Source organism: Kocuria sp. U4B, from assembly GCF_054875615.1.
The window spans coordinates 2778233-2804206 of sequence record NZ_CM142180.1 but is presented as its reverse complement, the minus strand read 5'-3'; the positions used below and the strand labels follow the sequence as shown (position 1 = coordinate 2804206).

Genomic DNA, 25974 nt, shown 5'->3' with positions numbered 1-25974 from the left:
CCCGGCGGGGCTCAGCGCCCGGCCGGGGGACGCGTGTCCTGGTGGTCGTCGCGGCGGCCGTCGTGGCCGGCCCCGGCCACCGGGACGTGCCCGGTGATCCGCGCGATCTCGAGGGCGGCGGTGTCCGCGAAGTTCGGGTCCGCGTCGAGCTCCTCGGTGAACACCCAGAACCGGTATGCGAAGTAGCGGAACACGGTGCCGAGGATCGTGCCGATGATCGTCCCGGAGACGAAGGAGGCGTAGGCGCTGGTGAGGCCCAGCACGTAGTAGCTGAAGCCCAGGCAGCCGAGCTCGATGGCCATGCCGATCCCGTTGGCCACCAGGAACTGGACCAGCTCCCGGCGCTTGTCGGACTGGCGCTTGTGCCGGAACGTCCACATCCGGTTGGCCACCCAGGCGAAGAGGATCGCCACGGCCGTCGCGACGACCTTCGCCTTGAGGTGCCCGTCCTGGAACCACGTGTGCATGAGCACCCACGTGAGGGACGCGTTGATGACGAACGCGAGCGCCCCGACGACGCCGAACTTCATGAGTTCCTTGACGAACAGGTGCCACAGGGCATCGAAACGGTCGACGAGACGGTTCACGCGGCTTCGGTCTCCAGGCTGGTGAGCGGGCGGGCGCCGGCCGGCGCCGTGACCGGACGGCGCAGGATGGCACCCGCCCGGACTTCGGGTCATCGTACCCCGGCTCCCCGGGCCCGCCCGGGGTGTGACCGGGCGGGCGCCCGGGACCGCTGACGAGCCGGGATACCCTGGACGGGTGAGAACTTCTGTGACCGGACCTGTTGTCGGCGTCGTCGGAGGCGGGCAGCTCGCCCGCATGATGGCGCCCGCCGCCACCGCCCTGGGCTTCGAGCTGCGCGTGCTCGCCGAGGGCCCCGACGTCTCGGCGGTGGCCGCCGTGCCCACCGCCCCCGTGGGCGACTACACCGACCTCGAGGTGCTGCGCCGCTTCGCCGCGGACGTCGACGTCCTGACGTTCGACCACGAGCACGTGCCCACCGACCACCTGCACGCCCTGCTCGCCGAGGGCGTCGACGTCCAGCCCGGCCCCGCCGCGCTCGTCCACGCCCAGGACAAGCTGCGGATGCGCGCGGCGGTGGACCGGATGGGCCTGCCCAACCCGCACTGGGCGCCCGTGGCCGACGTCGAGGAGCTCGTCGCGTTCGGCGAGCGCACCGGCTGGCCCGTGGTGCTCAAGACCCCGCGCGGCGGCTACGACGGCAAGGGCGTCATGGTCCTGGACACGGCCGCGGCCGCCCGCGGCGCCGAGCCGGCCCAGTGGTTCGAGCGCACGGACGGGCCGCTGCTCGCGGAGGAGAAGGTCCCGTTCACCCGCGAGCTCTCCGCCCTGGTGGCCCGCACCCCGTCGGGCGAGGTCCGGGCGTGGCCCGTGGTCGAGTCCATCCAGGTGGACGGCGTGTGCGACGAGGTGCTGGCCCCAGCCCCCGCCCTGCTGCCCGAGGTCGCCGCGGCCGCCGCGGACACCGCGCGCACGCTCGCCACCGAGCTCGGCGTCACGGGCGTGATGGCCGCCGAACTCTTCGAGACCCCCGGCCGGGGACCGGGCTTCCTCGTCAACGAGCTGGCCATGCGCCCCCACAACTCGGGGCACTGGACCATGGACGGGTCGGTGACGAGCCAGTTCGAGCAGCACCTGCGCGCCGTCCTGGACCTCCCGCTCGGGGACACCGCCCTGATCGGCGGGGCCGCCGTGATGAAGAACTACCTCGGCGGCGCCAACCAGGACCTCTTCGGCGCCTACCGCGCCGCGATGAGCGCCGAGCCCCGGGCCAAGATCCACAACTACGGCAAGGCCGTGCGCCCCGGGCGCAAGATCGGCCACGTCAACGTCACGGGCAGGGCCGACGAGCTGCCCGAGCTGCGCCGCCGCGCGTCCCGCGCCGCGGCCGTCCTGCGCGACGGACAGGCCTGACCCGCGTGCCTCCCACGCCCCGTCCAGCCGGGCCCGATAGCGTAGCCCCGGACCGGGGCCGCGCCGCCGGCGCCACCAGCCCAGCAGTCGAGCGGTCCAGCGGACCGGCAGCCCAGGAGGAAGCAGTGAACGAGGTGCAGCGCCCCGTCGTCGGCGTCGTGATGGGGTCGGACTCCGACTGGCCCGTGATGGAGGCCGCCGCCACCGCGCTCGCGGAGTTCGGGATCCCGTACGAGGCCGACGTCGTCTCCGCCCACCGCATGCCCGTGGAGATGATCGAGTACGGTCAGCGGGCGCACGAGCGCGGGCTGCGCGTGATCATCGCCGGGGCCGGGGGCGCCGCCCACCTGCCCGGCATGCTCGCCGCCGTGACCCCGCTGCCCGTGATCGGGGTGCCGGTCCCTTTGAAGACCCTCGACGGCATGGACTCCCTGCTCTCGATCGTCCAGATGCCCGCCGGCGTGCCCGTGGCCACCGTCTCGATCGGCGGCGCCCGCAACGCCGGGCTGCTCGCCGCCCGGATCCTCGCCTCCGGCGACGACGAGCGCGCCGCCGCCCTGCGCGAGCGGCTGCTGGGCTTCGCCGCCGAGCTGAAGCAGACCGCCCACGACAAGGGCGCGGCCCTGCGCACCCGCCTCGACGGCTGACCCGGCCGTCCCCGCTCGTCCCCCTCCCCTTCCCCGCCGGAGCTGCCCGTGAACGGCCACACCCCCCGCGCCGAACCCGACCTCCCCGAGATCGCCGCCGGCGACGTCACCGCGGTCCGCGCCCTCGACGACGTCGAGCGCACCGTCCCGGCGCGGCTGACCGACCCGCTGCGCCACCCGGAGCACGCCGGGGAGCGGATCCGCACCCGGCGCGCGTGGACGCTGCTGGGCTCGACCCTGCTCGTGCCCGGCAGCGCCCAGCTCGCGGCCGGCCGCCGCCCGGTGGGTCGGGCCGCGCTGAAGGTCGACGTGGTGGTGTGGGCGGCCGTGGTCCTGGCCCTGTTCTCCGCGCTCCTGTGGCGCACCCCGCTCGTGTGGTTCGTCACGAACTCCGTCACGTCCCTGCTCCTCGTCGCCGGGCTGGCCGCCCTGGCCCTGGGGTGGGCGTACCTATTCTTGGACACGCTGCGCCTGGCCCGGCCGGGCCTGCTCGCCCCGAGGGCGCGCCGGGCCGTCGCCGCGGCCACCGTGGCCCTCGTGCTCGTCACCTCGGGCGGGCTCGGGTACTCCGCCTACCTGCTGTCGGTGGCGCGCGGGGCGGTCTCCGACATTTTCGGCGGCGGGCTGCCCTTCGGCCCCTCGGAGGGCCGCTACAACATCCTGCTCATGGGCGGGGACTCCGGGGCGGACCGCTCCGGGCGCCGCCCCGACTCGATGACGGTGATCAGCGTGGACGCCGACTCCGGCCGCACCGTCAGCGTCTCCCTGCCCCGCAACCTGCAGAACGCGCCCTTCCCCGAGGACTCGCCCCTGGCGGAGGTCTACCCCGAGGGCTTCAACTGCGGCGACGAGTGCATCCTCAACGCCCTCTACACCGACGTCACGAACAACTACGCCGAGCTCTACCCGGACGCCCAGGACCCCGGGGCCGAGGCCATGAAGGACGCCGCGGAGGGCGCGCTGGGCATCGAGATCCAGGCCTACGCCCTCATCGACATGACCGGGTTCGAGGAGCTCGTGGACGCCCTCGGCGGGATCACCATCGACGTCGGCGGGCGCGTCCCCATCGGCGGCGGCACCGATCTCACCACGGGCCTGCCCAACGAGATCTTCGGGTACATCGAGCCGGGCGTCCAGCACATGGACGGCTACCACGCGCTCTGGTACGCCCGCTCCCGCGAGGGGGCCACCGACTACGACCGGCAGGCCCGCCAGCGCTGCGTGCAGGCCGCGATGCTCAAGCAGCTGAACCCCGTCAACGTCGTCTCCCGCTTCCAGGAGCTCGCGCAGTCGGGGACGCAGGTCGTCGAGACCGACATCCCGCAGAGCCAGATCGGCTCCTTCGTGAACCTGGCGCTCAAGGCCAAGGAGCACGAGATGGGGCAGTTCGCCGCCGGACCGCCCTACTACGACCCGTCGTTCCCGACCTACCCGGACTACGACCGGCTGCACGCGGACGTGGAGCGCGTCCTGCGGGAGGCCACCGACGCGGGCGCCCCCTCCGCCGCGGGGCTGCCCGGCGGCGGCGCGGGACCGGCGGGCCTGGCCATGGCCGTGGCCGTGCCCGCGGCCCAGCCCCTCGTGCCGGCGGAGGAGCTCTCCGCCAACGGCACCTGCTCCGTGCCCTGACGGGCCGGGCCCGCGGCGCGCCGACCCCCTCCTGACCGGCCGGTACAGTGGGGGCGTGGCGAACATACTCCAGTCGAAAGCATGGGCATCCTTCCAGCGGAACCTCGGGCGGACGGTGGTCGAGGCCGCCGGGGACGGGTGGCGCTACCTCGCCGTCGTCGAGGGAGGGCGGACCGGGCGCTACCTGTACTGCCCCTACGGCCCCGAGGCGCAGTCCCCGCAGGCCTTCGACGCCGCGCTGGCCGACCTCGCGCGCGCGGCGCGGGAGCACCGGTGCTGGTTCGTGCGCGTGGAGCCCGCCGGCGCCGCGGTCACGGACGGGCTCGAGACCCCCGAGGCCTCGCTGCGCCGCCGCGGCCTGCGCCCCGCCCCCCGGCAGGTGCAGCCCGGGCACACCCAGGTGATCGACCTGACCCGGGACGAGGACGCCATCCTCAAGGACATGAAGTCCACCAACCGCAACCTGCACCGCAACATCGCCAAGAAGGGCGTGACCTTCACCTCCTCGGCGGAGCCCGGGGACGTCGACGTCCTGCTGCGGTTCCTCGACGCGACCGCCGAGCGCAAGGACTTCAACCGCCAGCAGGACGCCTACCTGCGGGAGGCCGCCCGCACGCTGATGCCCCTGGGCGCGGCGCGGCTGTACGTGGCGCGCCTCGAGGGCGAGCCCATCGGCGCCGCCCTCGCCTACGACTCCGACGACACCCGCACCTACGCCCACGCGGCCATGGACTTCGAGCACCGCAGGCTCTCCGCCGGCATCCCGCTCGTGGTGCGGATGGTCCTCGACGCCAAGGCGGCCGGGCTCTCCCGCTTCGACCTCTTCGGCACCGCCCCCGAGGGCGCGGGCCCGGAGCACGAGTGGTACGGCTTCACGAAGTTCAAGAAGTCCTTCGGCGGGCGCCCCGAGTCCTATCCCGGCACGTGGGACCTGCCGGTGAGCCGCACCGGGTACACGGCCTACACGGGCGTGCGCGCGGCGCGCGAGAGGGGCGCGGCGGCCCGCCGGGCCCTGCCGGGGCTGGCCGCGCGGATCCGCCCGGGCGTGCGCCCGGGAGCCGGCGGGACCGGCCGCGACGACGCCTGAGCGGGCCGGGCTCAGCGCCCCGCCGCGTTGCGCAGGGCGGACAGCCCCTCCCCCACCAGCCGGCGGGTGAGGACCGAGACGCGGCGGGCCCGCCCGCCGTCCGGGCCCGTGCCGTCGCCCGGGACGGGCCCGGACGGCGGGGCGGCGTCGACGGGCCCCGCGGGCCCGGCCGGCGCCGGGTCCTCCAGGCCCAGCTCCGCGGCGACGGCCGTGCCGGTGCGCTCGACGGCGGCGTCGGTGGCGTCCGCGCCGTCGGCGGTGCCGGTGAGCTCGCCCGCCCGGCCGCTGCCCAGCTGCTTCTCCCAGGTGCCCAGCACCGGGCACTGCGCCTCGGCGAGCTCGCGGACCACGAGCGGGACGTCCGGCTCGGCCGGGTCCCCGCCGTCGAGGGTGCGGACTCCCCGCTTCTGCAGCTCCACGACACCGGTCAGCAGCAGCGCGTCGTCGAGCGCCAGGTCCCGCCCGCGCCGGGTGAAGCCCAGCCGGTAGATCATGGCCAGCCCACCGGTGTGCACGAACCACAGGTAGCCCAGCGCGGTCTCGGAGCCGTCGTCGCCGACCTCCGTGGCCACGAGCAGCAGCGAGTCCTCGCCCAGGTCCTCCAGCAGCCGGTCGATCAGCCGGGTGCGCAGCCCGACGTGCGCGAGCACCCCGCTCTGGGCGGTGACCTCCCGGACGGTCACGCCGGGGGTGCGCAGCGCCGCCCGGCAGCGCTGCAGGGTCCGCTCGGAGAGCCGGCACGAGAGGTCGCGCTCGGACTCGCCCAGCCGCACCTGCAGCCGGCGCGCGCCCGACGCCGCCGCGCCGGCCGCGCCGCGGCGCTCGAAGCCGGCGGCGGTGAGGGCGTCCTCGGCCCCGGGCGTGTCCACGGTGTCCGCGTCGAAGCGGAACAGGGCGGCGGAGTGCTCCTCGCGGACCCAGTCGGCGAGCGCGCCGGCGACCACGGGCACGTCCTCGGGGCGGTGGACGTGGCACTGCACGGTCCCGGCGATGACCCGCTCGGCCTGGGAGCGCAGGTAGAGCTGCGCGTAGCCCACGGTGCGCTGCCCGGCGTCGTGGACCATGACGCGGTCGACCCGCAGCTGCGGGCCCTCGGCGGAGACCTGGGCCTCGCCGATGCCCCACAGCTGCTGCGGGTGCCCGCCCGTCACCCGGACGGTGGCGTCCCAGGTCTTGCGGTGGGGGCTGGGGCTGACCGTCGTCCTCACGATGGGATCCTCCTCGTCACCCGGGCGCTCCGCCCCGGCTGGGGGACCGCGGTCGGCGCCCGCAGTACGGGCACCAGTGTAGAGGCCCGCGGGGCGGATCGGCGCGGACACGGCCGCACCCCGGGGGGGGGGGGCCGGGAACGGGCGATCCCCGCACCGGGACGGTGCGGGGGATCGCGGGGCTCACGGCCCGGGGGCGCGGACCTCAGTGGCGCGCGTACTTCTCCCACTTGGAGGCCAGGTGCTCGGCCTCGACCATGCGCACGGTCCCGGAGCGGGAGCGCATCACGATGGACTGGGTGGTGATCTTCGGCCCGCGGTAGCGCACGCCGCGCAGCAGGTCGCCGTCGGTGATGCCCGTGGCGGAGAAGAAGCAGTTGTCCGAGGTGACGAGGTCGTCGGTGGTCAGCACGGCGTCCAGGTCCAGCCCGGCGTCGATGGCCTTCTGCCGCTCGTCGTCGTCCGTGGGGGCCAGGCGGCCCTGGATGATCCCGCCGGTGGCCTTGACCGCGCACGCGGTGACGATGCCCTCGGGGGTGCCGCCGATGCCCATCATGACGTCCACGCCGGTGCCCTCGCGGCACGCCGCGATCGCGCCGGCGACGTCGCCGTCGAGGATCATCCGGGTGCGGGCCCCGGTGGAGCGGATCTCGTCGACGAGCTGCTGGTGGCGCGGGCGGTCCAGCACGCACACGGTGATCTGGTTGATGCTGGTGCCCTTGGCCTTGGCCACCAGGTGCAGGTTCTGCTTCACCGGCAGGCGCAGGTCCACGAAGTCGGCGGCCTCGGGGCCCACCACGAGCTTGTCCATGTAGAACACGGCGGAGGGGTCGAACATCGACCCGCCGTCGGCCACCGCGATGACGGCCAGCGCGTTGTTCATGCCCAGCGCCGTGAGCCGGGTGCCGTCGATCGGGTCCACCGCGACGTCGGAGGCGGGCCCGGAGCCGTCGCCGACCTGCTCGCCGTTGAACAGCATCGGGGCCTCGTCCTTCTCCCCCTCCCCGATGACGACGGTGCCGTTGAAGTGGACGGTGGAGAGCAGCGAGCGCATCGCGTCCACCGCGGCGCCGTCGGCGGCGTTCTTGTCGCCGGCGCCCACCCACTGGCCGCCGGCGATGGCCGCCGCCTCGGTCGTGCGCACCAGCTCCATGGCCAGGTTGCGGTCCGCCACGTTGTTGATGCGCGCCTGGGTCGTTCCGGTGGATTGTTCGGCCACGATGTTCCTCACCTTCGAGTTGCGGTCTGCGGGTCCCCGGGCCGGGCTCGGCCCGGACGCGGTCCCGTCGGGCTCAGCATATCGCCCGCTCCCCGGCGGGCCCGGAGGCCACGTCGCCGGGGGGCGCACGCCCGGCGGGGCTCCGTCGGCAGGCGTCCGGCGGAGAGGGCACAATGGTGCGGTGAGCTCCTCGACCCCCGACCGTCCCGCCGACAGCCCCGCGGCCGCCCCCGGCCCCGAGGAGGCGCAGCCCCTCCCGCGGATCACCGAGAAGCAGGCGCGCCGGATCAACGCCCCGGTGCAGGGCATGATCATCTCGATGGCCGTGCTCCTGCTGCTGGTGCTGCCGTTCGTGTGGCTCCAGCCCCGGCCGGACGCCGAGCCGTACCGGGCGGACGTCGACGTCGCCCAGGAGGCGGGCTACGTCGAGGACCAGTCGCCCTTCCCGCCGGCCGTGCCGGAACCGGGCGAGGACTGGACGGCCAACTACGCCCGCTGGAACAACGGTGCCGCCGAGGGCGTGCCCTACTGGGAGATCGGGTACGTGACGCCGCGGGGCAGCTTCGTCGGCCTCGTCCAGACCTCCCTGGCGAACCCGACCTGGCTGGCCCAGCAGGCAGAGACCATCCCGGCCACGGCCTCCGTCGAGGCCGGCGGCGTGCCGTGGGACGTCCACGTCCGCGAGGCCACGGACGAGCAGAAGCCGCTGACCGTCTACACCGGCGAGGTCGACGGCTCCACCGTGGTCCTCAAGGGCGACGCCTCCGGGGCCGAGCTGGACCACCTCGCCGCCGCCGTCGTCGAGGACCTCACCGGCGCACCCGCCCCCACGACCGCCACCGCCACGACGACCACGGAGGAGCGACCATGACCGACGAGAACGGAGCAGACATGACCGAGCACACCCCCCAGACCCGCACGCAGGACACCGTCCCGGCCACCCCCGCCGCCGCCTGGCAGCGGCTGCGGGAGGGCAACGCCCGCTTCGTGGCGGGCGAGTCCCTGCACCCCAACCAGGACGCGTCCCGCCGGCAGTCCGTGGCGGGAGGGCAGAACCCGTTCGCCGTCATCTTTGGCTGCTCCGACTCCCGCCTGGCCGCGGAGATCATCTTCGACCTCGGCCTCGGGGACGCCTTCGTGGTGCGCACCGCGGGACAGGTCATCGACGACGCCGTGCTGGGCTCGATCGAGTACGCCGTGGCCAACCTGGGGACGCCGCTGGTCATGGTGCTGGGCCACGACTCCTGCGGCGCGGTCAGCGCCGCGCACGCGGCCGCGGGGTCCGGGGACATGCCCCGCGGGTTCCAGCGGGACCTGATCGAGCGGATCATGCCGTCCGTGCTCGACACCCGGCGCGACGGCCACCACGACGTCAACTCGGCGGTCGTGGCGCACACCAAGCAGACCGCCTCCCGGCTGCTCGAGCAGTCCCGCATCATCAACGAGGCCGTCTCGCGGGGCGAGGTCGCCGTCGTCGGCGTCTTCTACCACCTCCAGGACGGCGAGGCGGAGCTCGTCCACGGCCACGGGACCTGGCTGCCCGAGCGCTGAGCGCGCCATGGGCCCGTGACGTCGGCCTGGGCCCGTGACGCGGGCCCGGGCCGACGTGCCGGGCGTCACCTCCGGCTGACCTACACTGAGGCCCATGGCAAACACCACGGCTGCAACGACCGCAGACAACACCGAGTACCGCATCGAGCACGACACCATGGGCGAGGTCCGCGTCCCCGCGCAGGCCCTGTACCGTGCCCAGACCCAGCGCGCCGTCGAGAACTTCCCGATCTCCGGCAAGGCCCTGGAGCCCCAGCACATCGCGGCGCTGGCCCAGATCAAGAAGGCCGCGGCCCGGGCGAACGCGGAGCTGGGGGTGCTCGACGACGAGCGCGCCCGGGCCATCGCCGACGCCGCCGACCTGGTCGCCACGGGCGACTACGACGAGCACTTCCCCATCGACGTGTTCCAGACCGGCTCCGGGACCTCCTCCAACATGAACACCAACGAGGTGCTCGCCACCCTCGCCAACCAGGCGCTCGAGGGCACCGGCGTGGAGGTCCACCCCAACGACCACGTCAACGCCTCGCAGTCCTCCAACGACGTCTTCCCGACCTCCGTGCACGTGGCGGTCACCGGCGCGCTGATCAACGACCTGATCCCCGCCATGACCCAGCTGGCGGAGTCCCTGGAGCGCAAGGCCGCGGAGTTCAAGGACGTCGTGAAGTCCGGGCGCACGCACCTCATGGACGCCACCCCGGTCACCCTCGGCCAGGAGTTCGGCGGCTACGCGGCGCAGGTGCGCTACGGCATCGAGCGCGTGCAGGCCTCCCTGCCCCGCGTGGCCGAGGTCCCCCTGGGCGGCACGGCCGTGGGCACCGGCATCAACACCCCCGCCGGCTTCTCCGCCCGGGTGATCGAGCTGCTCGCCGAGGAGACCGGCCTGCCGCTGACCGAGGCCCGCAACCACTTCGAGGCCCAGGCCAACCGCGACGGACTGGTGGAGGCCTCCGGGCAGCTGCGCACCATCGCCTTCAGCTACATGAAGATCAACAACGACCTGCGCTGGATGGGCTCCGGCCCGAACACCGGCCTGGGCGAGATCTTCATCCCCGACCTGCAGCCGGGCTCCTCGATCATGCCGGGCAAGGTGAACCCCGTGATCGCCGAGTCGACGATCCAGGTCTGCGCCCAGGTCGTGGGCAACGACGCCACCGTCGCCCTGTCCACCACCAACGGCGCCTTCGAGCTCAACGTGGGCATCCCGGTGATGGCCTCCAACCTGCTGGAGTCGATCCGCCTGCTCGCCAACTCCTCCCGCGTGATGGCGGAGAAGATGATCGACGGCATCGAGGCCAACGTGGAGCGCTGCCGCTTCCTCGCCGAGGCGTCCCCGTCCATCGTGACCCCGCTGAACAAGGCCATCGGCTACGAGGCCGCCGCGAAGATCGCCAAGCACGCGGTGGCGAACAAGATGACGGTGCGCGAGGCGACGATCGCCCTGGGCTACGTCGAGAACGGCTCGCTCACCGAGGAGCAGCTGGACAGCGCGCTGGACGTCACCACCATGACGGGCCCCAACGCCTGACCCGCTCCCCGCACCGAGGGGCGGTGTCCCGCCGGAGCGAGAACGTCGCTCCGGCGGGACACCGCCCCTCGGCGTGGGCGGGGCGTGCCCCCGTCAGGACGTCACGGCCGGGCCGGAGTCCTCGGACTTGGACATCCGCTTGATGAACTCGTGGCACCGGGCGGCGCGCTCGGAGTCCTGCGACATCACCTGCTCGAAGAACTCCGCGATGTCGTCCAGACCCGCGTTGCGGGCGTCGCGCACGTACTGGCCGTAGTCGTGCCCCGCCTTGAGCGAGTGGTACTGCACCGAGATCAGGTCGTAGGTCACGTCGTCGAAGCCGGTCTCGCCAGTGGCCATGTCGGTCCTCCTTGCTCGTTCGTGCTCGTTGTCGATGGACGCTCCCGAGTCTAGGAGGGTGTGCGCCGGCTCACAAGTAAGCACGCTGTGTTTCCGGGGGGGCGGCCCTCCGCGGGCCGCCGCCGGAGCCCGCCGGCGGACACTCCCAGGGATCAGACGACGAAACGGGCCCGGCCGTCGTGGGCGAGCGCCGCGTCCAGCCGCGCCCGCTGGAGCGGCGGCAGGGGCGGCGTCGCGTCCGGGGCGAACCAGCCGACCTCGAGCGACTCGTCGTCGTTGACCCGGGCCTGCCCGGAGACGTACCGGCAGCGGAAGGTGTGGTCGAGGAACTGGCACCGGTCACCGTTGGGGTACTGCACGGGCTCCCCCGCCCGGACCGCCACGAGGTCCTCCACGACGGCGACGACGCCGGTCTCCTCCAGGCACTCGCGCACGGCCGTGACCGCCGGCTCCTCACCGGGCTCCACGATCCCGCTGACGAGCCCCCAGCGGCCGTTGTCGCTGCGCCGGGCCAGCAGCACCCGCCCGTCCTCGCGCAGCACCACGGCCGTGACCGCGGGCAGCCACAGCAGGTCGTGGCCGATCTTCTGCCGCAGGGCCAGGACGAACTCGGGGGTGGGCACAGGCGTCCTCCAGGGCGGTGAGCGGTTCGGGGGCGGCCGTGCTCCGGCGCTGCGAGCGGGGGCGCCGCCGTCGTCCAGGACACAGTACGCTCGGAGCACCGTCCCGGCCCGCGCCGGCGAGGCCATCCGGCGCCCCATTCATCACGGGTGCCGATGATCAAGGGTCGGAAAACATCACTTTATCCAACCTGAGACGTGGAGCATAGTAGGGCTACAGTCGGGGCTTTCCATCCAAACCCACGGAGAACCACTCATGAGCGCACAGAATCCCAAGTCCGTCCTGCGGCGGATGCCCGTCGACCTCGTCGAGGAGGAGAGCAAGCACGGAGTGCTGAACAAGAGCCTGGGGCTGTGGCAGCTCACGGCCATCGGCGTCGGCGGCATCATCGGCGTCGGCATCTTCTCCCTGGCCGGGCTCGTGGCCCACGGCGATCCGGACAACCCCGGCGTCGGCCCCGCGGTCCTGATCTCCTTCCTGATCGCCGGCCTGGCCTCCGCCGCCGCCGCGCTGTCCTACGCCGAGTTCGCGGGCATGATCCCCCGCGCCGGGTCGGCCTACACCTACGGGTTCGTGGCACTGGGCGAGATCATCGGCTGGTTCATCGGCTGGGACCTGCTGCTGGAGTACATCGCCATCGTCGCCGTCGTGGCCATCGGCATCTCCGGCTACGTCGAGGCGTTCCTGTCGGGCTTCGGCCTCGAGCTGCCCGTGTGGATGACCTCCACCCCCGACGAGGGCCAGGGCGGGATCATCAACCTCCCCGCCATCCTGATCTGCCTGCTCGTGACGTTCATCCTCAGCCGCGGCACCAAGACCTTCGGCCGTTTCGAGCTGATCGCGGTGGGCATCAAGATCCTGCTGATCCTGTTCATCATCGGGCTGGGCGTGTTCTACATCAACACGCAGAACTACAACCCGTTCATGCCCACCGGGTTCGGCCCCGTGGTCACCGGGGCGGCGACCGTGTTCTTCGCGGTCTTCGGCTACGACGCCATGAGCACCGCCGCCGAGGAGGCCGAGGACGGCAAGAAGCACATGCCCAAGGCGATCATCCTCTCGCTGATCATCGCGATGATCCTCTACGTCGCCGCCACCCTGGTGCTGACCGGGATGCAGAACTACCGGGAGATCGACCCCGAGGCCGGCTTCGCCTCGGCGTTCTCCAGCGTGGGCCTGCCGGTGATCGCGACCATCATCTCGGTGTTCGCGGTGCTGTCGATCCTCACCGTGATGCTGACCTTCCTGCTGGGTGTGACCCGCGTGTGGTTCTCCATGAGCCGCGACGGCCTGTTGCCCGGCTGGTTCGCCCACACCGACCGCAACGGCACCCCGCAGCGCGTCACCTGGATCGCGGGGGTGAGCTCGGCGCTGCTGGCCGGGGTATTCCCCATCCGGGCCGTGGCCGATTTGACCAACATCGGCATCCTCTCGGCGTTCGTCGTCGTGTGCGTCTCGGTGATCCTCTTCCGCTACACCCGTCCCGACACCCCGCGCACGTTCCGGCTGCCGCTGATGCCCTTCGTGCCCGCCTTCGGCGTGCTGGCCTCGCTGTTCCTGATGCTCCAGCTGCACTGGGAGACCTGGGCCCGCTTCGGGGTGTGGCTGCTGATCGGGCTGGCCATCTACTTCCTCTACGGGCGCCGGCACTCGGTGCTCAACCCCGACAGCCCCAACTACCAGCACGACCTCGCCTCGCGCGGCTGATCCGCCCCTGCCGCCCGACCCGGACCGCGGCCCGGCGCACCCCGTGCGCCGGGCCGCGGCCGTCCCCGCGACGCCGCCGCCGCGCTCACCGCACCAGCAGCAGCACCCCGAACGCACCCGCGAGCATGGCCGGGCCGAAGGCCACCCGGGAGTCCGGGCCCGCCCGCCGCAGGGCCAGCAGCACGGCCGCCGCCAGTCCGCCCACGACGAAACCGGCCAGGGCGCCGAGCACGGCGTGCCCCACGGAGACGAAGCCCAGGCACAGGCCCAGCAGCCCGGAGAGCCGCACGTCGCCCATCCCCAGCCCGGCAGGGTGCAGCACCCGCAGCAGGACGTAGGTCCCGCCCACGAGCACCAGCCCCCACAGCATCCACAGCACCCGCACCGGCTGCCCGCCCAGCAGGGCGCCCGCCCCCAGCAGCGCCCCGCACACGGGGTAGAGCGGGCGGACCACCCGGCCCGGAAGCCGGTGCTCCCGCACGTCCACCGCCCACAGCCACGCGCCCGCGACCGCCAGCACCACGAAGCCCGCCGCCGCGAGGGCCCCGGCGGCCCACCCGGCGGCGTCCCCGCGGGCGAACTGCTCGCTCAGGAAGGCCGTCACACCCGGCATCGTAGCGGCCGCGGCCGCCGCGGCGCCCTTCCGCGCCCGGTCCTGGGGAGGCCGCCGGCGCAGTGCCCGCCGGCGGCCCCCGGCCCGCGCGCTCAGCCGTCCAGGTCGCCCAGCACCTCCGTGACGAGGGCCGCGATCGGCGAGCGCTCGGACCGCGTGAGCGTGACGTGCCCGAACAGGGGGTGGCCCTTGAGCGCCTCGACCACGGCGGTCACGCCGTCGTGGCGGCCGACCCGCAGGTTGTCGCGCTGGGCGACGTCGTGGGTCATGACGACCTTCGAGTTCTGCCCGATCCGGGACAGGACGGTGAGCAGCACGTTCTTCTCCAGCGACTGCGCCTCGTCGACGATCACGAACGCGTCGTGCAGGGACCGGCCGCGGATGTGGGTCAGCGGCAGCACCTCGAGCATCCCGCGGTCGAGCACCTCCGCGACGACCTCCTGCGAGACGAGCGCGCCCAGGGTGTCGAAGACCGCCTGTCCCCAGGGGTTCATCTTCTCCTCCTCGGAGCCCGGCAGGTAACCGAGCTCCTGCCCGCCCACCGCGTAGAGGGGCCGGAAGACCATGACCTTGCGGTGCTCGCGGCGCTCCATGACCGTCTCGAGGCCCGCGCACAGGGCGAGCGCGGACTTGCCCGTGCCGGCGCGCCCGCCCAGCGACACGATGCCCACCTCGGGGTCGAGCAGCAGGTCGATCGCGAGCCGCTGCTCGGCGGAGCGGCCGTTGACGCCGAAGACGTCCCGGTCCCCGCGCACGATCCGCGACCGGCCGTCCGCGCGCACCCGGGCCAGGGCGTTGCCGCGCACCGAGTGCAGGGTCAGGCCCGTGTTCGCGGGCATCCGCTCCGTGCCGGGCACCGGGACGGGCTCGCCGTCGTAGAGGCGGGCGACGACCTCGTCGTCCACGTCGAGCTCCGCGGTGCCGGACCACTCGACGTCCGAGCCGACCCACTCGGCCCGGTACTCGTCGGCCTCCAGGCCCAGGGCGGAGGCCTTCACCCGCATGGGCAGGTCCTTGGACACGACGCACACGTCCCTGCCCCCGTTGGCGAGGTTCAGGGCCACGGACAGGATCCGGGAGTCGTTGTCCTTGAGCCGGAAGCTCACCGGCAGCACGGAGTCCGAGGAGTGGTTGAGCTCGACGACGAGGCTGCCGCCCTCCTCCCCGATCGGCACCGGCCGGTTGAGCCCGTGGTGCTCCAGGCGCAGGTCGTCCAGCAGCCGCAGCGCCTGGCGGGCGAAGTAGCCGAGCTCGGGGTCGTGGCGCTTGCCCTCCAGCTCGGTGATGACGACGACGGGCAGCACGACCTCGTGCTCGGCGAAGCGCAGGATCGCCCGGGGGTCGGAGAGCAGGACCGACGTGTCGATCACGTAGGAGCGCACCCCGGTGCGGGGTTCGGCGTCCGCGCTGACCTCGGCGCCCAGGGGGGAGGCGATGTCGACGATGCGCTCCGGGTTCTTCGAGATGCTCATGGCGGCCCTTCCGACTCGGTCCGGCGGGCGGCGTCCTCGCCGTCCGCCTGAGGCCAACGTACGCAGACGGGACCCGCCGCGCGAGGGGAAACGGCGAACAGCGGGGAAATTGGCCGTGACCTGAGAGGTTCAGCCGCCGAAGCGGCGCTGCCGGGAGGCGTAGTCGCGCAGGGCGCGCAGGAAGTCGACCCGGCGGAAGGCCGGCCACAGGGCCTCGCAGAAGTAGTACTCGCTGTAGGCGGACTGCCACATCAGGAAGCCCGAGAGCCGCTGCTCCCCGGAGGTGCGGATCAGCAGGTCCGGGTCCGGCTGGCCGCGGGTGTAGAGATGCTGGGCGATGTCCTCGACCGACAGGCCCTGCGCGAGCTCCCGCAGGTCGGCGCCGGCGTCGAGGGCGTCGGTGAGGACCTCCCGGACGGCGTCGACGATCTCCTGGCGGCCCCCGTAGCCGACCGCGATGTTCAGGTGCGGGCCGGGGTTGTCCGCCGTCCGGGCGGTGAGCTCGGCGAGGCGCGCGGCGAGCTGCGGGGGCAGCAGCTCGAGGGCCCCGACCGGCTGGACCCGGTACACGCCGGTCTCGGTGAGCGTGTCCATGAGGTCGGAGATGATCTCGAGCAGCGGCTCCAGCTCCGCGGCCGGGCGCTTGAGGTTCTCGGTCGAGAGGATGTAGAGGGTGACCACCTCGATGTCGAGCTCCCGGCACCAGCCCAGGAACTCCACGATCTTCTGGGCGCCCGCCGCGTGCCCGGCCGCGGTGGTCGTGCCGCACTGCCGGGCCCACCGGCGGTTGCCGTCGACGAGCACCCCGACGTGCTTGGGCAGGGTCCGCGGGTCGAGGCCGGCGGCGAGACGGCGCTCGTAGAACCGGTAGAGCGGATGCGGCTTCGCCATCCGTGGTTCCTCCCGTGCTGTCGGTGGTGGGGGCGTGGTCCCCGGCGCCGGGGCCGGCGGGGGCACGGCGTCCAGCGGGCGGTCGGGGACCTCTCCTAAACTACCCGGTGGACGGTGCGGAGGATCGACACCGGGCGCAGGCACAGGAGGCGGGCGGGCACCATGGAGCACAGGCAGGGCACGGTCGGGCGGGCGGTCGAGCACCTCGAGGGCGCCGTCGAGCAGCGGATCGAGGACTTCCTCGAGCGCAAGCCCGCCTGGCGGGGGTGGATCCACGCCAGCTTCACGCCCGTCGTCGTCGTCTTGGGCCTCGTGGCGATCCTCGTCGCCCCGACCACGGAGCTGCGCCTCGCCGCCGCCGTGTACGGCGTGACGGGGATCCTGCTCTTCGGCGTGTCGGCCATCTACCACCGCGCCTACTGGCCGCGGCGGCTGCATATGGTGCTGCGCCGGATGGACCACTCGAACATCGCCCTGCTGATCGCCGGGACCTACACCCCGCTGGCGGTCGCGCTGCTGTCCCCGGGACAGTCCCGGGTGCTGCTGACCGTGATCTGGGCCTGCGCCGCGGGCCTCGTGCTGTTCCGCCTGCTGTGGACCCTCGCGCCCCGCTGGCTCTACACCCCCCTGTACGTGGTGATGGGCTGCCTCGCGGTCGGCTACCTCCCCCAGTTCTGGCAGGCCAGCCCTGCGGCGGCCGTGCTGACCGCCGCCGGCGGCGCCGCCTACATCGCCGGGGCGGTCGTCTACGGCACGAAGCGGCCCCGCCTGCTGCCCGAGGTGTTCAGCTTCCACGAGGTCTTCCACGCCTGCACGGTCGTGGGCTTCCTCCTGCACTACGCGGCGATCCTGCAGGCGGTGCTCAGCCGCTGACGCCTCCCCCGGTCCCTCCGCCGGGCCCGTCGCCCGGGGCCCCGCGCAGCTGCGCCGTGAGCTCCCCCACGCTGTGCACGGGGGCCCGGCAGGCGAAGTCCCGGCACACGTAGACCGTGAACCGCCCGCCGGGGGCGTCCTTGCCCCGCGCGCAGCCGGGAGCCCCCGGCGCGTCGGCGTCCACGACGTACGCGTCCAGCACCGCCGCGGCCCCGACGGCCCGGCGCGCCTCCAGCTTGTCCTCGGCGGTCCCGCCCGCGAGCACCACGTGCCCGGGGGACGTGTCCAGCGCGGCCCGCACGGTCAGTCCCCACCCGGCGCTGCGCGGTGCGCGCCGGGCCAGCAGCTCCAGCGGCCCGAGCAGCGACGGCACGAGCTGCGCCCAGCGCTCGTCCTCGTCCAGGGCCCACAGGTGCGCGAGCACCGCGGCGAGCACGGACGTGCCCGCGGGGGTGACGCTGTCGAGCTGGTCGGCGCGCCCCGAGCTGCCGGCCGCGAGCAGGGGGGCGGGGACGTCCGCCAGGTCCGACCAGAGCCGCTGCGCGGTCCCCTGCCCGGTGCCGTCCCCCGGGCCGCCGCCCGGTGCCGGGCGCGAGAAGCGCTCCGCGGCGACCTCGGCCAGCCGGCGGGCCCGCTCGTACCACGGTGCGGCCCCGCCGGCCCGGTAGAGGGCGAGGAAGCCCTCGGCGACCATGGCGTAGTCCTCCAGCAGGCCCTCGATCGAGCGCTCCGCCGACCCCCCGTGGCTCGTGCGGGCCAGCCGGCGGCGGGCCCCGTCCCAGTGCACCTCCCACAGGTGGGCGGCGGCCTGCTCGGCGGCGAGCGCGAGGGCGGGGTCCTCCAGCAGGACGCCCGCCTCCGCGAGGGCCGCGACGGCCATCCCGTTCCAGCCGGCCACGACCTTGTCGTCCCGCGCCGGCGCGGGCCGGCCGGCGCGGGCCGCCAGCAGCTCGGGGCGCAGCGCGTCCCACAGGGCCTGCTCCTCCTCGTCGAGGACGCGGCCCGGGTGCAGGGGCTGCGCCGCGCCCGCGGCGACGCCCATGAGGTCGGCGGCCGCCGTCCCGCGGTCGGGGCCGAGGACCTCCCGCAGCCCGGTCCGGGTCCACACGTAGAAGGCGCCCTCGCCGCTGTGCACGTCGCCGCCGGCGGCGGGCGTGTCGGCGTCGAGGGAGGACGCGAACGCCCCGCCGGGCAGGCGCAGCTCGCGCAGCAGGAACGCCGCCGTGTCCGCGGCCGCGCGCTCGTAGCCCCGGCCCGGTTCGACCGCCGCGGCGCGCGCGTACGCGCGCAGCAGCTGGGCGTTGTCGTAGAGCATCTTCTCGTAGTGGGGCAGGGACCACTCCCGCGTCACGGAGTACCGGTAGAAGCCCCCGCCGAGCTGGTCGAAGAGGGCGGAGCCGCGCATGGCGTCCAGGGTGCGCACCAGCAGCCCGCGCGCCCGCCGGGCGGCCTCGGACCCGGTCCCGGCCGCGAGCCGCTCGAGCAGGGGCAGCACGGTGGAGGGCGGGAACTTCGGCGCCCCGCCGAAGCCGCCGTGCCGGGGGTCCTCCTCCTGCTCGAGGACGTCGAGGGCCGCGGCCACGAGGCCGTCCCCCTCCTGCGCGGCCGGCGCCACGGGCGGGGTCCCGAGCGCGGCGCGCAGGTCCTCGGCCTGCCCGGCGACGGCGCGGGCGACCGCGTCCGCCGCCTGCTCGAGCTCGGGGCGGCGGGCCGCCCACGCCTCGGTCACGGCCTCGAGCACCTGCCGGAAGGACGGCATGCCGTGGGCGGGCCGGGGCGGGAAGTAGGTCCCGGCGTGGAAGGTGCGCCCGTCCGGGGTGAGGAACGCGCTCATGGGCCAGCCGCCCTGGCGGGTGAGCAGCTGCGTGGCCGCCATGTAGGCGGCGTCCACGTCGGGGCGCTCCTCGCGGTCCACCTTGACCGGGACGAAGTGCTCGTTGAGGTAGGCCCCGATCGCGGGGTCCTCGAAGGACTCGTGGGCCATGCCGTGGCACCAGTGGCAGGCGGCGTAGCCCACGGAGAGGAACACCGGGACGTCGCGGCGGGCGGCCTCGGCGAAGGCCGCGTCGTCGAAGGGCTGCCAGTCCACCGGGTTGTCCGCGTGCTGGCGCAGGTAGGCGGAGGACTGTCCGGTCAGGCGGTTGGGCACGGGGCGCTCCTTCGGGCTCGGGTCCTGCTCGCGGGCCCCCGGGGCGAGGGCCCCTCGTCTCAGCGCTGCCGGTCCCGCTCCTCGGGCCCGGCGGGTCCGGCCGCCTCGCCGGGTCCCGCCGGTGCGGCGGGCGGCGCCGGGGCGGCCGGGCCGGCGGTGGCCGGGCCCGCCCCGGCCCCCGCCCGGCCGCCCAGCCCCTCCTCGGCGGCGCGGCGCTCGGCGTACTCCGCGCGGTAGCGCAGCCGCCGGTTGCGGCGGTTGAAGTCCAGGACGAGGAGGATCACGGCCACGGCGAGCAGCAGCGACATCAGGAACCCGACCAGCCCGGGCGTCACCTGGCTCGGGTCCAGGCCGGGCCGCAGGGTGCCCTCGTCGACGGGGTTCGGGGCGATCGCGGGCACCAGGGCCAGCAGGGTCATCGGGATCGGCACGGCGGTCATCTCCTCGCTCAGCCCACGAGCCCGGCGAACAGGTCGCTCTCCGGCAGCTCGGTCGGCACCCGCGACTCGGCCAGGACGTAGTCCTCCCACGGCCAGACCTCCGCCTGCAGCTCGGCGGAGACGGCGAAGAACATCCCGTCCGGGGCGACCTGGGTGCGGTGGCTGCGCAGCGCCTCGTCGCGGTGCCCGAAGGTGTGGGGGCACTCGATCTTGGTGGTGGTGTCGTGGCGGGGCACCGGCGGGCGGTGGCCCTCGGGATCGCTCTCCTGCTGGGCCGCGAGCCGCGCGGCGTACGGGGACTGCAGGCCCCGCTCCTCGAGCGCCTCGTGCAGGGCGACGAACCGCTCCAGGTTGAACGCCCGGTCGTAGTAGAGCTTCAGCGGGGCCCAGGGCTCCCCCAGCCCCGGGTACTTCCCGGGGTCCCCGGCGGAGCGGAACGCCTCCGCCGAGACGTTGTGCGTCTGGATGTGGTCGGGGTGCGGGTAGCCGCCGTTCTCGTCGTAGGTGAGGATCACGTGCGGGCGGAACTCGCGCACGAGCCGCACCAGCGGCGCCGCGGCCCGTTCCAGCGGCTGCAGGGCGAAGCAGCCCCAGGGCAGAGGCGGCAGCGGGTCCCCCTCCGGCAGGCCCGAGTCCATGAACCCGAGCCAGCGGTGCCGGATGCCGAGGGCGGCCGCCGCCTGCGCCATCTCCAGCCGGCGCAGGCCGGTCAGGTCGCGCTCGGCGTGCGGGTGCCCCTCCATCTCGGCGTTGAGGATCGACCCCCGCTCCCCGCCGGTGCACGTGGCCACCATGACCTCGACCCCCTGCCGGACGTAGTGGGCCATGGTCGCGGCGCCCTTGCTCGACTCGTCGTCGGGGTGGGCGTGGACGGCCAGCAGACGCATCTCTGACAGGGAGGTCACTCGGGAGGTCCTCTCGGGAACGGACGGGGAGGTGGGGCACCGGCCGCAGGCACGGCCGCACACCATTTTACGCGTCCGCTCCTGCCCCCCGCGCCCGGGAGCCTCCCAGACGGCTCGGCTACAGTGGACGGGCGGCTGCCGCCCCCGGCGGCCGCCCGTCGACGCTCCCGAGACCCGAGGCCCGCTGTGTCCACCGACTCCCCAGACCTGCTCCGGAACCGCTACGGGACCCCGGCCCGCACCCGCCGGATCGGTCCGCGCGGCTGGCTCGGCATCACCCTGGCGGCGACCCTCGTCACCGCCGCGTTCGTGGCCTGGGTCGTCACCTCCGGCCGCGCGGAGCCCACCTTCAAGGACGTCAGCTTCCAGGTGGTCTCCGACGCCCGGGCCACGGCGGACTTCGACCTCACCAAGCGCCCCGAGGACGTCGTGACGTGCGCCGTCCGTGCCCTCAACGAGGACTACGCCGTGGTGGGGTGGAAGGAGGTGACCGTCGGGTCCGTGCCCCCGGAGCAGCTCGGCGACGGCGGGACCAGCTCCCACCGGGTGGCCCTGCGGACCACCAACCGCGCGACCACCGCCGTCGTCGACTCCTGCTGGGTCGAGGACTGATCGAGGCCGGACCGGCGGCGGAGCGGCTGTGACACATCCCTCACGCTGCTTTGGGGTTGCCCCCCTGCCGTGCCTAGACTTGCCGACAGGACTCCCCGTCCCCGGCCCCGGCCGCCGTCCGCACGGACGGCCCGGCACCGGGGCGGGGTCTTTGCGTTCGCGGATCCCCGCACCGGACGACGGCGCCGCGCCGTCGCCCCGGCCCGCCGCCCACCGCCCCCGACGACCCGGGAGCGCCGCGGCGTCCCGCCCGCCCACCGAGGAGAGATTGTGACCAAGACCGACAAGCACAGCGCCTGGCTGACCCAGGAGGCCTTCGACCGCCTGAAGAAGGAGCTCGACTACATCTCCGGCCCGTACCGGCAGGAGATCGTGGAGCGCATCGACCAGGCCCGCTCCGAGGGCGATCTCAAGGAGAACGGCGGCTACCACGCCGCCCGCGAGGAGCAGGGCAAGAACGAGGGCCGCATCGCCCACCTGAAGGCGCTGCTCGAGAACGCGCACGTCGGCGAGGCGCCGGCCGACGACGGGGTCGTCGAGCCGGGGATGGTCGTCACGGCCGAGATCGCCGGGGATCAGATGACCTTCCTCATCGGCTCCCGCGAGGTGGCCGAGGACCTGGCCGCGGGCAGCGACCTGGAGGTGTTCTCCGAGAAGTCCCCCATGGGCGCGGCGATCTCCGGGCACAAGGTCGGCGACGAGCTGGCCTACACCGCCCCCAACGGCCGGCAGATCCCGGTGCGGATCCTGGACGCCAAGCCGTTCCAGGGCTGAGCCCGCCGTGACGTCCCACTGGCTGCGCACCCCCGGTCCCGGCACCCGCGTGATGCTCGTGGTCACCGCGGCGCTCGCGGTGGTCGCGGTGGCCCTGCACGTCGCCGGCTGGGGCGACCCGGCGGCGAGCGCCCCGGGCAGCCCGCGCAACATCGCCGTGTTCGCCACGTTCGTCAGCGGGTTCGTCACCTACCTGACGGCGCGCGGCCGGCGCTGAGCGCCCGGCCCGCGCGCGACGGCGCCGGTCCCTCCCGCCCGGGAGAGGACCGGCGCCGTCGTCGTCCGGCCCTCCCGCCCGGGGCTCAGTGCACGACGACGGGGTGGTAGCCCTCGGCCTCGAGCGCCCGCAGGATCTGCCGGCAGTGCTCGTGGCCCTTGGTCTCCATGTCGATGGTGATGGAGACGTCCCCCATGCTGAGGGAGCCGCCGATGCGGGTGTGGTCCACCCCGGTGACGTTGGCGTCCTGGACGGCGATGATCCTGGAGATCAGCGCGAGCTCGCCGGGACGGTCGGTGAGCATCATCTTGATCGTCATGTAGCGCCCGGCGGCGGAGAGGCCCCGCTGGATCACCTTCAGCATCAGCATCGGGTCCACGTTGCCGCCGGAGAGCACGACCGCCGTGCTGCCCAGGTCGGGGTAGGCGTCCCGCAGGGCCCCGTCGAGCAGGGCGGCGACGCCCACCGCGCCGGCGGGCTCGACGACGAGCTTGTTGCGCTCCAGCAGGAAGACCAGCGCCCGCGCGAGCGAGTCCTCGGAGACCGTCACGACGTCGTCGGCGAGCTCCTTGATGATGCTGAACGGCAGCTGGCCGGGCTTGCCCACGGCGATGCCGTCCGCGATCGTGGAGACCCGTTCCAGCGTCACCAGGGCGTCCCCGGCGAGCGAGGGCGGGTAGGCGGCGGCGTTCCCCGCCTGGACGCCGATCACCCGGATCGGCCGGCCGAGCTGCTCGGCACGGGCCTTGACGGCCACGGCGAGGCCCGCGAGCAGGCCTCCCCCGCCCACGCCGGTGATGACGGTGTCGACGTCGGGCACCTGCTCCAGCAGCTCCAGCCCGAGGGTGCCCTGCCCCGCCACGATGTCCGGGTGGTCGAAGGGGTGGACGAACACGGCGCCGGTCTCCTCGGCGTGGCGCTGGGCCTCGGTGAGGGCCTCGTCCACGGTGGAGCCGTGCAGGACGACCTCGGCGCCGTGGTCCTGGGTCGCGGCGACCTTGGGCAGGGCCGCACCGTGGGGCATGTAGATCCGGGCGCGGATGCCGAGCCGGTCGGCGGCGAGGGCCACGCCCTGGGCGTGGTTGCCGGCCGACGCGGCGACGACGCCCTGCGCCTTCTGCCCGGCCGTGAGCTTCGCCATCCGCACGTAGGCGCCCCGGACCTTGAAGGAGCCGGCGCGCTGCAGGTTCTCCGCCTTGAGGTTGACCTCCGAGCCGACCAGGCGGGACAGCGCCCGGGAGTGCGCGATCGGCGTCCGGTCGATGACCCCGTCCAGCAGCGCGGCGGCGGCCTCGATGTCGGGGAGGCGGACGGGCAGGTCGGCCAGGCTCACAGCGGTCCTTCTTTCCCGGTGGGGGCGTGCGGCGGGCCGGGACCCCGGCCCCGGCCCGCGCGAGTCGCGCCCACCAGCGGCAGGCACGCGCTCCATCCTAGTCGTTACGGAGGACACTCTGATCGTCGCGGGAGGCGCCCCGGTCCTCGCGGGAGACGCTCTGGCCCCAGCCCCCGGTGCCGGGGTGCGGATCCGCCGCGATGCTGGAGTCGCGCTCGGTGTCCTTGTGGTGCTTCGCCTCGCGCTTGAGGGCGGCCCGCAGCCGCTCCTGCGCCCGGCTGCGGCGGAAGCGCACCAGCAGGGCCATGACCTGCTCCCGGGTCAGCTCGTTGCGCTTGGCGTGCTTCTTGATCTCCCACGGGAAGAAGTAGGGCTGCCAGGCGATCTCGTCGTCGTCGCGCCACTGCCGGTTCACGAGGTAGCGCAGCACCGTGTTGAGCACCGCCATGATCGGCACCGCGAACAGGGCGCCGGCGATCCCGAACAGGATGGAGCCCGAGGCCACCGCCAGGAACACGGCCAGCGGGTGCAGGGAGACCGCCTTGCCCATCACGAGCGGCTGCAGGATGTTGGACTCGACCTGCTGGACGAGCAGCACGAAGGCGAGCATGGCCAGGGCCTTGCCGAACCCGATGGCCACGAGGGCGACCAGGACGGCGACCGTGCCGGTGAGGACGGCGCCCACGATGGGGATGAACGAGCCCAGGAACACGAGGATGCCGATCGGCAGGGCGAGGGGGACCCCCAGGAAGAAGGCGGCCAGGCCGATGCCCACGGCGTCCACGAACGCCACGAAGCCCTGGATGCGGGCGTACTGCACGAGCGAGGTCCAGCCGCGCCGGCCGGCCCCGTTGACGGCCCGCCGCGCGGTGGACGGGAAGAGCCCGACGATGAACAGCCAGATCCGCTCCCCGTCCATGAGGAAGAACAGCAGGGTGAAGAGCATGATCACGGTGCCGGTCAGCAGGTTGCCGGCGGTGGACCCGAAGGACATCGCGCCCGAGAGGATGGCCTGGCTGTTGTCCTGGACGGTCTCGCCGAGGTCGGCCACCCAGTCGTTGAAGGTCTCGGCGCTGATGTTCAGGGGCCCGTCCTCGAGCCAGCCCAGCAGCTGCTGGGTCCCGACCACGACGTTCTGCGACAGCTGGGCGAAGCCGAGGACGACCTGCCGGCCCGCCAGCACGAGCAGGCCGACCACGAAGCCGATCAGCCCCAGCACCGCGAGCCCCGAGGCCGCCCCCGCGGGGACGTGCTTGCTGCGCAGCCACTTCACGAGCGGGAAGAGCAGGCCCGCGAGCAGGGCCGCGATCAGCACGGGGATGATGACCACCGTGACGGTGGACAGCATGTACCCCAGCAGCCCGACGGCCGCCAGGATGATGATCAGCCGCCACGACCACGCGGCGGCCACCCGCACCGGGATCGAGACGCCACCGGCGGCGTTGCCGTGCAGCGGCGGGAGCTCGCCGCTGCCCCCGGAGTCGGCGGGGCGCTCGGCGTCGTGCGAAGTCGAAGGCATGGTGCCATCCTCCCACGCACCTCCGCCGCGGCGCCCGGGCGCGCGGGGGCCGGCAGCGGCTCTGCTGCCGTGCACGCCGCCCGCACGGTGGGAGACTGGGGCCATGTCGCGCACCTTCCTCCGGATCCTCGCCCAGCGCCGTCCGGCGCCCGCCCTGACCCCGGACGCGCCTCCGCGCGAGGAGCTGGAGGCCGTGCTCCGCGCGGCCGCGGGGGCCGGCGGGCAGGGGCTGACCTGGCGGGTGGCCGTGACGACGCGCCGGTCCGCGCCGGAGCTGGCGGCCGCGATGGCGGGCCTGCGGCGGGTGCCGGACATGAGGGAGCCGGTCCAGCGGCTCAAGGGCAAGCAGCTGCGCCGGCTGGCCGCGTTCCGGGGCTCGCTGAAGTGGGCGAGCACGGGCGGGATGTGCTGCGCCCTGATCTTCAGCCCGGACTCCGGCCTGCCGGCTCCGCGCAAGGAGCAGCGGGCCTCGGCGCACGGGGGCCGGGCCCTGCTCGAGGCGGCGTTCTGGGCCGCCGGGTGGGGCACCGTGTGGACCCCCCGGGACGGTGGGGACGAGGCCGCGGTCCGCGCCTTCTACACGCTCTCCGAGGAGGAGCGGATCCTGGGCTGGCTGTTCGTGGGGCACCCGCCCCGCGGGGCGGCCGCGGACCACGCGGCGACCCTCCCGGTCGTCGATCCCCCGGTGACCTACTTCTGAGG

General features: G+C 74.1%; 26 protein-coding genes. 13 read left to right on the top strand and 13 right to left on the bottom strand.

Annotation, left to right across the window (positions count from 1 at the left end):
• Positions 1-11: 11 nt before the first annotated feature.
• Complete coding sequence (locus ACYSMR_RS13240; RefSeq protein ID WP_461745802.1) at positions 12-587, bottom strand: GtrA family protein; 576 nt, start codon at positions 585-587, stop codon at positions 12-14.
• A gap of 235 nt (positions 588-822) precedes the next feature.
• On the opposite strand from ACYSMR_RS13240, the gene ACYSMR_RS13235 reads away from it, so the two are divergent.
• The 4 genes from ACYSMR_RS13235 (at position 823) to ACYSMR_RS13220 (ending at position 5301) form a co-directional block, all read left to right on the top strand.
• Positions 823-1938 carry a 5-(carboxyamino)imidazole ribonucleotide synthase gene (locus ACYSMR_RS13235; protein ID WP_461748027.1) on the top strand — a complete coding sequence of 372 codons (1116 nt, stop codon included), beginning with the start codon at positions 823-825 and terminating at the stop codon, positions 1936-1938.
• Between the two features lie 161 nt (positions 1939-2099).
• A complete protein-coding gene (purE, locus tag ACYSMR_RS13230) occupies positions 2100-2585 on the top strand; it encodes a 5-(carboxyamino)imidazole ribonucleotide mutase (RefSeq protein ID WP_461748026.1) in 486 nt (161 codons plus the stop codon).
• 48 nt (positions 2586-2633) lie between these two features.
• On the top strand, positions 2634-4214 hold the full coding sequence (locus ACYSMR_RS13225; protein WP_461745800.1) for an LCP family protein: 1581 nt from the start codon (positions 2634-2636) through the stop codon (positions 4212-4214).
• Positions 4215-4269: 55 nt separating this feature from the next.
• On the top strand, positions 4270-5301 hold the full coding sequence (locus tag ACYSMR_RS13220) for a lipid II:glycine glycyltransferase FemX (RefSeq protein WP_461745798.1): 1032 nt from the start codon (positions 4270-4272) through the stop codon (positions 5299-5301).
• Positions 5302-5312: 11 nt separating this feature from the next.
• On the opposite strand, the gene ACYSMR_RS13215 is transcribed toward ACYSMR_RS13220, so the two are convergent.
• Together ACYSMR_RS13215 and glpX are read right to left on the bottom strand one after the other, a co-directional pair.
• Complete coding sequence (locus ACYSMR_RS13215) at positions 5313-6509, bottom strand: hypothetical protein (RefSeq protein ID WP_461745796.1); 1197 nt, start codon at positions 6507-6509, stop codon at positions 5313-5315.
• Between the two features lie 205 nt (positions 6510-6714).
• Positions 6715-7662 (bottom strand): class II fructose-bisphosphatase, encoded by a 948-nt coding sequence (gene glpX, locus ACYSMR_RS13210; RefSeq protein ID WP_309126362.1) that lies wholly within the window; start codon positions 7660-7662, stop codon positions 6715-6717.
• 247 nt (positions 7663-7909) lie between these two features.
• Here glpX and ACYSMR_RS13205 point away from each other — a divergent pair, with 247 nt between their 5' ends.
• From ACYSMR_RS13205 to ACYSMR_RS13195, 3 genes are all read left to right on the top strand, one after another.
• Positions 7910-8599, top strand: a complete 690-nt coding sequence (locus ACYSMR_RS13205; protein ID WP_461745794.1) for a DUF4245 domain-containing protein — start codon at positions 7910-7912, stop codon at positions 8597-8599.
• Positions 8600-8619: 20 nt separating this feature from the next.
• Positions 8620-9279, top strand: coding sequence for a carbonic anhydrase (locus tag ACYSMR_RS13200; RefSeq protein ID WP_309126361.1), 660 nt, complete (start codon positions 8620-8622; stop codon positions 9277-9279).
• A 94-nt stretch (positions 9280-9373) separates the two neighbouring features.
• Positions 9374-10807 (top strand): class II fumarate hydratase, encoded by a 1434-nt coding sequence (locus ACYSMR_RS13195; RefSeq protein WP_461745792.1) that lies wholly within the window; start codon positions 9374-9376, stop codon positions 10805-10807.
• Between the two features lie 93 nt (positions 10808-10900).
• Here the strand turns inward: ACYSMR_RS13195 and ACYSMR_RS13190 are convergent, their stop codons facing one another.
• The gene (locus ACYSMR_RS13190; protein ID WP_251333461.1) at positions 10901-11146 is read right to left on the bottom strand and encodes an acyl carrier protein; all 246 of its coding nucleotides are present in this window, start codon (positions 11144-11146) and stop codon (positions 10901-10903) included.
• Between the two features lie 152 nt (positions 11147-11298).
• Complete coding sequence (locus tag ACYSMR_RS13185) at positions 11299-11769, bottom strand: NUDIX hydrolase (protein ID WP_251333462.1); 471 nt, start codon at positions 11767-11769, stop codon at positions 11299-11301.
• A gap of 253 nt (positions 11770-12022) precedes the next feature.
• Here ACYSMR_RS13185 and ACYSMR_RS13180 point away from each other — a divergent pair, with 253 nt between their 5' ends.
• Complete coding sequence (locus ACYSMR_RS13180) at positions 12023-13474, top strand: amino acid permease (RefSeq protein WP_461745789.1); 1452 nt, start codon at positions 12023-12025, stop codon at positions 13472-13474.
• 85 nt (positions 13475-13559) lie between these two features.
• Here ACYSMR_RS13180 and ACYSMR_RS13175 read toward each other — a convergent pair whose 3' ends face one another.
• The 3 genes from ACYSMR_RS13175 to ACYSMR_RS13165 form a co-directional block, all read right to left on the bottom strand.
• On the bottom strand, positions 13560-14087 hold the full coding sequence (locus ACYSMR_RS13175) for a prepilin peptidase (protein ID WP_461745787.1): 528 nt from the start codon (positions 14085-14087) through the stop codon (positions 13560-13562).
• A gap of 92 nt (positions 14088-14179) precedes the next feature.
• Positions 14180-15559 carry a PhoH family protein gene (locus ACYSMR_RS13170; RefSeq protein WP_251333465.1) on the bottom strand — a complete coding sequence of 460 codons (1380 nt, stop codon included), beginning with the start codon at positions 15557-15559 and terminating at the stop codon, positions 14180-14182.
• 129 nt (positions 15560-15688) lie between these two features.
• Positions 15689-16450, bottom strand: a complete 762-nt coding sequence (locus tag ACYSMR_RS13165; RefSeq protein WP_251333466.1) for an isoprenyl transferase — start codon at positions 16448-16450, stop codon at positions 15689-15691.
• Between the two features lie 162 nt (positions 16451-16612).
• On the opposite strand from ACYSMR_RS13165, the gene trhA reads away from it, so the two are divergent.
• A complete protein-coding gene (gene trhA / locus ACYSMR_RS13160; protein ID WP_461745784.1) occupies positions 16613-17323 on the top strand; it encodes a PAQR family membrane homeostasis protein TrhA in 711 nt (236 codons plus the stop codon).
• Here trhA and ACYSMR_RS13155 read toward each other — a convergent pair.
• From ACYSMR_RS13155 to mca, 3 genes are read right to left on the bottom strand one after another with little or no spacing between them, the layout of a single operon-like run.
• A complete protein-coding gene (locus ACYSMR_RS13155; RefSeq protein ID WP_461745782.1) occupies positions 17313-19472 on the bottom strand; it encodes a thioredoxin domain-containing protein in 2160 nt (719 codons plus the stop codon). The two genes, trhA and ACYSMR_RS13155, sit on opposite strands and share 11 nt — an antisense overlap.
• Positions 19473-19531: 59 nt before the next feature.
• Positions 19532-19912 carry a hypothetical protein gene (locus ACYSMR_RS13150; RefSeq protein WP_309126596.1) on the bottom strand — a complete coding sequence of 127 codons (381 nt, stop codon included), beginning with the start codon at positions 19910-19912 and terminating at the stop codon, positions 19532-19534.
• 8 nt (positions 19913-19920) lie between these two features.
• Positions 19921-20799, bottom strand: a complete 879-nt coding sequence (gene mca, locus ACYSMR_RS13145; RefSeq protein ID WP_461748025.1) for a mycothiol conjugate amidase Mca — start codon at positions 20797-20799, stop codon at positions 19921-19923.
• Between the two features lie 204 nt (positions 20800-21003).
• Between mca and ACYSMR_RS13140 the strand changes: the two genes are divergently transcribed.
• The 3 genes from ACYSMR_RS13140 to ACYSMR_RS13130 all read left to right on the top strand — a co-directional run bounded on the left by ACYSMR_RS13140 (position 21004) and on the right by ACYSMR_RS13130 (position 22420).
• The gene (locus ACYSMR_RS13140; protein ID WP_461745780.1) at positions 21004-21429 is read left to right on the top strand and encodes a DUF4307 domain-containing protein; all 426 of its coding nucleotides are present in this window, start codon (positions 21004-21006) and stop codon (positions 21427-21429) included.
• Positions 21430-21699: 270 nt separating this feature from the next.
• Positions 21700-22203 (top strand): transcription elongation factor GreA, encoded by a 504-nt coding sequence (greA, locus tag ACYSMR_RS13135; protein ID WP_461745778.1) that lies wholly within the window; start codon positions 21700-21702, stop codon positions 22201-22203.
• A 7-nt stretch (positions 22204-22210) separates the two neighbouring features.
• Positions 22211-22420, top strand: a complete 210-nt coding sequence (locus ACYSMR_RS13130; protein ID WP_461745776.1) for a hypothetical protein — start codon at positions 22211-22213, stop codon at positions 22418-22420.
• A gap of 85 nt (positions 22421-22505) precedes the next feature.
• On the opposite strand, the gene ilvA is transcribed toward ACYSMR_RS13130, so the two are convergent.
• Positions 22506-23753 carry a threonine ammonia-lyase gene (gene ilvA, locus ACYSMR_RS13125; RefSeq protein WP_461745774.1) on the bottom strand — a complete coding sequence of 416 codons (1248 nt, stop codon included), beginning with the start codon at positions 23751-23753 and terminating at the stop codon, positions 22506-22508.
• Positions 23754-23850: 97 nt separating this feature from the next.
• On the bottom strand, positions 23851-25272 hold the full coding sequence (locus ACYSMR_RS13120; protein ID WP_461745772.1) for an AI-2E family transporter: 1422 nt from the start codon (positions 25270-25272) through the stop codon (positions 23851-23853).
• A 103-nt stretch (positions 25273-25375) separates the two neighbouring features.
• On the opposite strand from ACYSMR_RS13120, the gene ACYSMR_RS13115 reads away from it, so the two are divergent.
• A complete protein-coding gene (locus ACYSMR_RS13115) occupies positions 25376-25972 on the top strand; it encodes a nitroreductase family protein (protein ID WP_461745770.1) in 597 nt (198 codons plus the stop codon).
• Positions 25973-25974: the final 2 nt, after the last annotated feature.

Excerpts from the sequence above, each read along its gene's own strand:
- ACYSMR_RS13235 (WP_461748027.1), top strand. The coding sequence starts at position 823 with ATGATGGCGCCCGCCGCCACCGCCCTGGGCTTCGAGCTGCGCGTGCTC.
- purE (WP_461748026.1), top strand. The coding sequence starts at position 2,100 with ATGGGGTCGGACTCCGACTGGCCCGTGATGGAGGCCGCCGCCACCGCG.
- glpX (WP_309126362.1), bottom strand. The coding sequence starts at position 7,662 with ATGGAGCTGGTGCGCACGACCGAGGCGGCGGCCATCGCCGGCGGCCAG.
- ACYSMR_RS13200 (WP_309126361.1), top strand. The coding sequence starts at position 8,620 with ATGACCGAGCACACCCCCCAGACCCGCACGCAGGACACCGTCCCGGCC.
- ACYSMR_RS13195 (WP_461745792.1), top strand. The coding sequence starts at position 9,374 with ATGGCAAACACCACGGCTGCAACGACCGCAGACAACACCGAGTACCGC.
- ACYSMR_RS13190 (WP_251333461.1), bottom strand. The coding sequence starts at position 11,146 with ATGGCCACTGGCGAGACCGGCTTCGACGACGTGACCTACGACCTGATC.
- ACYSMR_RS13180 (WP_461745789.1), top strand. The coding sequence starts at position 12,023 with ATGAGCGCACAGAATCCCAAGTCCGTCCTGCGGCGGATGCCCGTCGAC.
- ACYSMR_RS13175 (WP_461745787.1), bottom strand. The coding sequence starts at position 14,087 with ATGCCGGGTGTGACGGCCTTCCTGAGCGAGCAGTTCGCCCGCGGGGAC.
- ACYSMR_RS13170 (WP_251333465.1), bottom strand. The coding sequence starts at position 15,559 with ATGAGCATCTCGAAGAACCCGGAGCGCATCGTCGACATCGCCTCCCCC.
- ACYSMR_RS13165 (WP_251333466.1), bottom strand. The coding sequence starts at position 16,450 with ATGGCGAAGCCGCATCCGCTCTACCGGTTCTACGAGCGCCGTCTCGCC.
- trhA (WP_461745784.1), top strand. The coding sequence starts at position 16,613 with ATGGAGCACAGGCAGGGCACGGTCGGGCGGGCGGTCGAGCACCTCGAG.
- ACYSMR_RS13150 (WP_309126596.1), bottom strand. The coding sequence starts at position 19,912 with ATGACCGCCGTGCCGATCCCGATGACCCTGCTGGCCCTGGTGCCCGCG.
- mca (WP_461748025.1), bottom strand. The coding sequence starts at position 20,799 with ATGCGTCTGCTGGCCGTCCACGCCCACCCCGACGACGAGTCGAGCAAG.
- ACYSMR_RS13120 (WP_461745772.1), bottom strand. The coding sequence starts at position 25,272 with ATGCCTTCGACTTCGCACGACGCCGAGCGCCCCGCCGACTCCGGGGGC.
- ACYSMR_RS13115 (WP_461745770.1), top strand. The coding sequence starts at position 25,376 with ATGTCGCGCACCTTCCTCCGGATCCTCGCCCAGCGCCGTCCGGCGCCC.